General features: G+C 61.1%; 7 protein-coding genes. All 7 read left to right on the top strand.

The genetic code is table 11. The features are described 5' to 3' along the window. The first annotated feature begins 149 nt into the window (after positions 1 to 149). The gene (locus NTW26_08965; GenBank protein ID MCX7022384.1) at positions 150 to 845 is read left to right on the top strand and encodes a restriction endonuclease; all 696 of its coding nucleotides are present in this window, start codon (positions 150 to 152) and stop codon (positions 843 to 845) included. Next, positions 842 to 1,759: a site-specific DNA-methyltransferase gene (locus NTW26_08960; GenBank protein ID MCX7022383.1), complete on the top strand. Its 918-nt coding sequence runs from the start codon at positions 842 to 844 to the stop codon at positions 1,757 to 1,759. The genes NTW26_08965 and NTW26_08960 overlap by 4 nt, the downstream gene beginning before the upstream one ends. Before the next feature lie 210 nt (positions 1,760 to 1,969). Beyond that, a complete protein-coding gene (gene sucC, locus NTW26_08955) occupies positions 1,970 to 3,109 on the top strand; it encodes an ADP-forming succinate--CoA ligase subunit beta (GenBank protein ID MCX7022382.1) in 1,140 nt (379 codons plus the stop codon). After that, positions 3,106 to 3,975 (top strand): succinate--CoA ligase subunit alpha, encoded by an 870-nt coding sequence (gene sucD, locus NTW26_08950; GenBank protein MCX7022381.1) that lies wholly within the window; start codon positions 3,106 to 3,108, stop codon positions 3,973 to 3,975. Before sucC ends, sucD begins: the two co-directional genes overlap by 4 nt. A 43-nt stretch (positions 3,976 to 4,018) precedes the next feature. Next, complete coding sequence (locus NTW26_08945) at positions 4,019 to 4,831, top strand: DUF3800 domain-containing protein (protein MCX7022380.1); 813 nt, start codon at positions 4,019 to 4,021, stop codon at positions 4,829 to 4,831. A gap of 380 nt (positions 4,832 to 5,211) precedes the next feature. Beyond that, positions 5,212 to 5,796 carry an outer membrane beta-barrel protein gene (locus NTW26_08940; GenBank protein ID MCX7022379.1) on the top strand — a complete coding sequence of 195 codons (585 nt, stop codon included), beginning with the start codon at positions 5,212 to 5,214 and terminating at the stop codon, positions 5,794 to 5,796. 589 nt (positions 5,797 to 6,385) lie between these two features. Beyond that, positions 6,386 to 7,048, top strand: a 663-nt coding sequence (locus tag NTW26_08935; GenBank protein MCX7022378.1) for an NAD(P)H-hydrate epimerase, incomplete at its 3' end; no start/stop codon positions are given.

The following is a 7,048-nucleotide window of genomic DNA, read 5'->3' as shown; positions in this document are numbered from 1 at the left end:
TGCCACTTCACCGGCTACACCGACGAGCTTCTGTACATCAAGAGCGAGATGGCCTCGGGGCGGGTGCGGGTGTCCGTGGGCGGGTCCAACTCCTACATCGAGGAGATGACCCATGTCTGGGCCGACACCATCCAAATCGTGCCGTGAGCATGCTAAATAAACAGTTGAGAGATGCCGTTCATTTCTTCTGGTCCACGCGGGAAGGCCAATCCCGCGCGGTCGGGGAGGGTGACCGAGGGGGGAGGACGGCGGTCACCGGCGGCAAACAAATGGACGGTTTTATCAACCTGGTGACGGAGTTGATGATAGAGAATGGTTTCCCCTCTGAATCCGTTAAATTAAATAAACGTCTCACCCTGCCGGGATTTTACCGCCCCACTAAAGAGTGGGACATGCTGGTGATTCATGACAAACGCCTGTTGGCTGTGATGGAGTTCAAGTCACAGGTCGGCCCGTCCTTCGGGAACAACTTCAACAACCGCATCGAGGAGGCCGTCGGATCGGCGGAGGACCTGCACACGGCATTCAGGGAAAGGGCCTTCGGAGTCTCACCTGCACCCTGGCTCGGTTACTTTATGTTGCTCGAGGACTGCGAGGCCTCGCGCGGTAAGGTCGGCGTCGCGGAGCCCCATTACCCTGTGTTCAGTGAATTCAGAGGTGCTTCTTACGCCAAACGATACGAACTTTTTTGCGAGAAGCTGATCTTGGAGCGACTGTACAACTCGGCCTGCCTGTTGTTATCCCCCCGCGGGGGGGATATCTGCACCGAGCCGAAGCCTGAAATGTCTTTTTCTGCTTTTATCAATTCCCTGACGGGTCACCTTCTGGGTCAACTTAACCGATGAACGAAAGAGAAAAAAGCTACGAATCCCTCTCGGTTGACGAGCGATTCAAAGAGGCCGAGCGGGCGAAAGCGGGAAACGGGCGGGCTTCCGTCACCGTTGAGTTGAAACGGGGAGACGCCAGGAATCTTGACTGGCTGGCTGACGAGAGCTGTCATTTAGTCGTTACATCGCCGCCCTATTGGACCTTGAAGAGGTACAACGACACGCCGGGCCAGTTGGGTCATGTCGCCGATTACGAGGAGTTCCTGGACGAGCTGGACAAGGTTTGGCGGCATGTTTACCGCGTGCTGATTCCCGGCGGGCGTCTGTGCTGCGTGGTTGGCGACGTGTGCCTGGCGCGGAGGAAGAACGGACGGCATCTGGTAATGCCCCTGCATTCCGACATCGCCGTCCGGTGCCGAAAGATCGGCTTAGACAACCTGAACCCGATCATCTGGTACAAAATAGCCAACGCGACGACGGAGGTGGAAGGAGGAGGACGGTTCCTCGGCAAGCCCTACGAACCGAACGCCATCGTGAAAAACGACATCGAGTACATCCTCATGCAGCGCAAACCCGGCGGGTATCGCAGGCCGACCACCGATCAACGTCGGTTGAGCATGATCGAGCGGGATAGCTTTAACGAGTGGTTTCAGCAGATATGGCATCTGGGCGGCGCTTCGACGAGAGTGCATCCCGCCCCTTTTCCGCTGGTCCTGGCGGATCGCCTGGTGAGGATGTTTTCATTCTTCGGCGACACCGTGCTCGATCCGTTCATGGGAACGGGAACTACAGTGGTTGCGGCGGTTATGGCCGGTCGGAACGCGGTGGGTGTGGAGATTGACGAGGAGTACTTCACCCAGGCGCAGCGGTTGATTAAAAGTTCCGCCGATCTACTGGTTGATCTTTATATCAATGAAGGTGGAGATATTTAATACAAAGGCTTTTCCGTAGGCGTTTAGGTTGAGAGCGGGCGGGTCTGGTGACCCGTCTTTTTTCCCTCTCCCCACAGTATGTCCGGCGGGCGCGGATGATGGGTGAGGGATTCCCAAAGGTCGCCCCCTTCCTTGCGGGCGCCTCCGGCCGGTGATAAAATGCTCCGGTCTTTGCACGGCCCCGGGTTCCGACGCGAAGGGAGACGCGGGTTGAAGATTCACGAGTACCAGGCCAAGGAGCTCTTCCGCAAGTTCGGCATCCCCACGAGCCGGGGGGTGGTCGTCACCGACCCGGCCCAGGCTCCCAAAGCGGCGGCGGAGGTGGGCTACCCCTGCGTGGTGAAGGCCCAGGTCCACGTGGGCGGCCGGGGGAAGGCCGGCGGCGTGAAGCTCGCCCGGAACGAGGCGGAGCTCATCGAGCACGCCCGCGCCATCCTCGGCATGGACATAAAGGGTCTCGTCGTGGAGCGGGTGCTCATAGATGAGGCGGTGGACATCGCCGACGAGCTCTACCTCGGCATCATCCTGGACCGGGCGTCGAAGTTCCCGGTGTTCATGGTCTCGGCGGCGGGCGGGGTGGACATCGAGGAGGTGGCGGCCAAGACGCCGGAAAAAATCCTGAAGCTCCCCGTGGACCCGGCGGTGGGATTCTGGCCGCACCACGGGCGGCGGCTGTCCGGCTTCCTCGGCGGGGACTTGGGCGTCCGGAGGCAGCTCGCCGATTTCCTGGAAAAGCTCTACCGGCTTTTCCTGGCCACCGATGCCTCCCTGGCCGAGATAAACCCCTGCGTCATCACCTCCGACGGCCGGGCGGTGGCCATTGACGCCAAGATCGTCTTCGACGACAACGCCCTCTTCCGCCAAGCGGAGGTGGAGGCCATGCGCGACAAGAGCGCCGAGGACCCGCTGGAGCTCAAGGCCAAGGACGCGGGTCTCTCCTACGTCAAGCTCTCGGGGGACGTGGGGTGCATCGTCAACGGCGCCGGGCTGGCCATGACCACCATGGATTTGATAAAGCACTTCGGCTCCGAGCCGGCCAACTTCCTCGACGTGGGCGGCTCCTCCGACCCCGCCAAGGTTCTCGTCGCCATGGAGATCGTCACCGGCGACCCGGACGTCAAGGCGATTCTTTTGAACATCTTCGGGGGCATCACGCGCTGCGACGACATCGCCGCGGGGCTCCTGGCGGCCCTGAAAAAGAGGCCGCTTGCGATTCCTCTTGTGGTGCGGCTCACCGGCACCAACGAGGACCGGGGGCGGGCGATGCTGGCCGAGGCGGGCATCGAGGCCGGGGTGAACCTGGACGAGGCGGTCCAGAAGGCCGTCCATGCCGCGAGGGGGGGACGATGAGCGTATTCGTAGACGAGAAGACCCGCGTGGTCGTTCAGGGCATCACCGGCCGCGACGGCTCCTTCCACGCCGGCCAGATGGTCGAGTACGGAACCCGGGTCGTGGCCGGGGTCACGCCGGGCAAGGGGGGCCAAAAGGTCCACGGCATCCCGGTCTTCGACACGGTGGCCGAGGCGGTCGAGAAAACCGGGGGGGACGCGAGCGTGATCTACGTTCCGGCGCGCTTCGCCGCCGACGCGCTCTTCGAGGCCGCCGACGCGGGGATAAAGCTCGCCGTCTGCATCTCCGAGGGCATCCCCACCCTGGACGTCCTGCGCGCCTACCACTACTACCGGGCGAGGGGCATCCGCTTCATCGGCCCCAACTGCCCCGGCATCATCTCGCCGGGCAAGGCCAAGGTGGGCATCATGCCCGGCCACATCCACCGGCCGGGAAACGTGGGGCTGGTGAGCCGCTCGGGCACGCTGACCTACGAGGTGGTGTGGTCGCTGACGGCGGCCGGGCTGGGGCAGTCCACCTGCATGGGCATCGGCGGGGACCCGATAATCGGGACCAATTTCATTGACGCCCTGGCGGCCTTCGAGGCCGACCCCGAGACCGCCGGGGTGGTGATGATAGGCGAGATAGGCGGCACGGACGAGGAGGAGGCGGCGGAGTTCATCCGCCAAAACGTGACGAAGCCGGTGGTGAGCTTCATCGCCGGGCGCACCGCCCCCAAGGGCAAGCGCATGGGTCACGCCGGGGCCATCATCGCCGGCGGCAAGGGGACGGCGGAGAGCAAGATAGAGGCGCTGACCGCGGTAGGCGTTCCGGTCGCCGACCTGCCCAGTCAGCTCCCGGACCTGTTGAAGGCGCGGCTGGGCTGATTAGCGAGAGAGAAGGGGGGATTTAACTCCCCCCTCTTTAATAATGCCAGTAAAAACATCACATCATCGTTACTATTATGTTGATGAAGCGGGCGATCCGTATATATTCAATCGCCGAGGCGAGGTCATCTTTGGAAAGGAAGGATGTTCTAATTACTTCATTTTAGGATTGTTGGAAATTAGGGATCAGGGTAAGATTGAAAGGCAGTTGAATGAATTGCGAGCCAATTTACTGCAAGACTCGTATTTCAGCTCCGTTCCCTCAATGCAACCACAGGCTAGGAAAACGTACTACGTGTTTCATGCTAAAGATGATCTGCCCGAGATACGCAGGGAGGTTTTCAGACTCCTCTTTGAGGATTTAACCAACTTCCGGTTCTATGCTGTTATTAAAAATAAGACATCGGTCCTAAACTACATACGTAACCGCAACGCCACCGACCCTCAGTACCGCTACACGCCGAATGAGCTTTACGATTTTCTTGTACGGCGGCTCTTTAAAGAAAGATTGCATCAGGCGGACAGTTACTCCATTTTAGTGTCCAAGCGAAGTAAAAAAGACCGCACGACGGCTTTTGTAAATGCCGTACGGGCGGCCCAACAGAGATTTCTCGAACAGCACGGTATAATCGGAAGCGAAGCAATCCAAATTACTTCAACCGATTCCACCCATTGCGGAGGGCTGCAATCGACAGATTATTTCTTGTGGGCGCTTCAGAGGTTTTACGAGAAGGGAGAGGAACGATTTATCAGGTATCTCTGGGATGCGGTAAGGCTCGTTCAAGATATTGATGATACTAGTAACAAACCCTATGGGGAGTATTATACCAAGCGACAACCTTTAAATTGGATATGAATTAGGTAGGATATAGGAGTGAATGGCCTCAACCAAACACCCACACGGCATGAAGCCGAACTTCATCCTACCGTTAAAAGTATAGCCTCCTATTCAACGGGTTGTCAAGGTATTTAAGGTTTTAAGGGGATTCGTCGATTTAATTGGCTTTTTTACTTCTCGAGGATTGGTATGTATTTACTTACTCTTGATGTCTTTCACGGGTGGTAATCCCCGCTCTGGGGTTAATCCGCTACTCGGAGTCGTCCGGGGATCCCGAAAGGAGGCCCCGCCGGTTTCCTGGTCCGCTTTTTGCTCCTCAAAATGTTGTATTCGTTGACACTTATCCGACCCGCCTGCTATACTGCCCGAGAAAATGGGGTCCCCGGCGGGAGGGAGCCTTGCGTAAAGCCCTCGTAGTGCTGCTGTTGCTGCTGATGGCGGCGTCCTTCGCCGAGGCGCCGCGCAAGCCCATTTCCGGATTCGCGGTGGGGCTCTTCGGCGGCTACTGGGCTTACTCCGGGCCCTCCTACCTCTTCCACGACGGCGTCAGCGGCTCCCTCCGCGTCGGGTACCGCTTCAGGGGCGGCGAGCTCGAGCTCTACGGCTTCTTCGAGTACACCGGCCTCCTGATGCCCGACATGTGGCGGGCCTGGGACCTGAATCCGACCGGCAACCTGATGACCTTCGGCATCTCACCGCGCATCAGCTTCTCGCCCACCACGTGGATTTCGCCTTACTTCGGGGCCGGGCCGATGTACACGCTCCGGACCACCTCCCTGAACATCGAGCGCCAGAGCGGGGACCCCTTCAACTACCTCCAGAACGCCCAGAACTTCGCCGTCTTCGTCGAAGTGGGGGCCGAGTTCCCACTCCAGCCGTCGTTGATTGTCGAGGTGGGCTTCCACTACATCCATCCCTTCACCCCCGAGGTGGAGCGGTTCTCCGGTATGACCTTCGGCGCCGGGGTGAGCTTCTTCTTCTAAAAGACGGGCACCGCCTCGCCGCCGCCGGGCGGCTTTTTTTGTACACACAACTCGGCGGGTCCGGTCGAGGGGCGCCGTCGGGCCTTGGACTGGTCGAGTTTTAAAAAAACGGGCCGACCTAATCGGCGCGCCGTCGGTCGGCACCTACGTCATCGCAACGGGCGGAGGCACGGGCCGGGGAAGGGGGTGCAGCGGCCCCCTCTCCCTTCTAGGGAGAGGCTTGCCTACGGGCCGGGGTGAGGGTCAAGGCTGGGAGCGTGAACGCGGCGGTGAAAGGTTTCCCGCCCTCCATTTACCCTCCCTCCCCCCTCTAGGTGGAGGCTCGCCGATGGGGCTGGGGGTGAGGGCTGCCGTTGAAAAAACGTGCGGATCAGGAGACCCGCCCCTACGTCATCGCAACGAGCGAAGGCACGGGTTGGGCTGAGGTGTTAAAGCGGCGGGGACTAAAGTCCCCGCCCTACATTTGGTTACGCGACCTTTTCAGGGTCAACGAATTACGGGGCGAAACGGTAACCCGTTCCGCCGAGGTCACGAATCTGGTAAACTAGGGGAGATTTTCCCCCATCCACCCCCGTCCGAGGAGACGACCATGCGACCGGTGGCCACCACCGAAGAGATGAAACTTATAGACCGGGTGACCATCGAGGGTGACGGCCTGCCCGGGACGGCCCTGATGGAGAACGCCGGGCGCGGCGTCGTCCGGGAGATACTATCCCGCTTCCCCGACCTCGGACCCGGCGACGTGGTGGTGGTCGTGGGGAAGGGGAACAACGGCGGCGACGGGCTGGTGATCGCCCGCCACCTGGCCGGGGCCGGCGTCGAGCCGCTGGTTTTTTCCGTGGGCGACCCCGGGGAGCTCACCGGCGACGCCCTGGCGAACTGGAACGTGTTCCGGGCCGGGGGGCGGGGGGCCTGGGTCATCGAGGGCGAGGAAGACGTGGCCGAGCTGGCGCGCGCCCTGGAGCGGGCCGCCGTAGCGGTGGACGCCCTTCTGGGCACGGGGGTGTCGGGTGAGCCGCGGGGGCTCTTCGCCCCCGTGATTCGGGCCCTCAACGACGGCCCCGCCTTCGTCGTCGCGGTGGACGTCCCCTCGGGGCTGGATTCGACCACCGGCGCCGCGGGGCTGGCGGTGTCCGCCGACCTCACCGTGACCCTGGCCTGCCCCAAGACCGGACTTTTCCTCCCGCCGGGGTACCTCCTGGTCGGGGAGGTCGTCACCGCGCCCATCGGCATCAACCCCGAGCGGTTCGCC

It is taken from the genome of bacterium (assembly GCA_026398675.1).
Lineage (GTDB): Bacteria > RBG-13-66-14 > RBG-13-66-14 > RBG-13-66-14 > RBG-13-66-14 > RBG-13-66-14.
The sequence above is the reverse complement of the archived record's forward strand: the minus strand, read 5'-3'. Positions and strand labels throughout refer to the sequence as shown.